We start from the raw sequence: 515 nt of genomic DNA on the forward strand, positions 1-515 counted from the left end.
TTTTTCGAGGCCCGCTCTCTCGGCGCGTTCTCTCCCTTGCGCAGAGTCTCTTTGAGCTCGCTCGTGAGGATGAACCAGGTCGCGCCGACCTTGTAGCCGGGGATGACTCCGTCCCGTAGCCAGGTATGGACGGTCTGCTTGGTGATCCCGAGGAGTTCGGTCACGTCGCGTGCGGTCATGGTGGGCCCTTGGCCCTCGAACAGCTTGTCGAGGCCATCGGTCACTTGAGACACCTCGGCCATGGTCCGCATACATCGATCGTAACCGATTCATGGCAGTTACGCCATAAACATATCATCGTCATCTGATTGACCTCTCTCTTGTCTATTTCACTTGGTGACGCTAGACTCATGGTGTAGGAATCTATGTAGACCATTATCAACGGGAGGTGCGGCCTCGTGAGTGACGGCAACAACCCGTGGGTGTCCAGGCCCGCATCACCGGAGCCTGAGTCTCCGGTGGTGACTGAGGATCGCGTGCGACCTGCGACGGGGCCTGTGGCTCCACAGAGCGGC

Annotated in this window: 1 protein-coding gene; it reads right to left on the reverse strand. The window is 59.0% G+C overall.

Going from position 1 to position 515, the window contains the following annotated elements:
• The coding region (locus FK530_RS25535; RefSeq protein WP_146489543.1) for a helix-turn-helix domain-containing protein at positions 1-251 on the reverse strand (251 nt) is incomplete at its 3' end.
• Positions 252-515: the final 264 nt, after the last annotated feature.

The organism is Tsukamurella conjunctivitidis (assembly GCF_007858475.1).
GTDB classification, from domain to species: Bacteria; Actinomycetota; Actinomycetes; order Mycobacteriales; family Mycobacteriaceae; genus Tsukamurella; species Tsukamurella conjunctivitidis.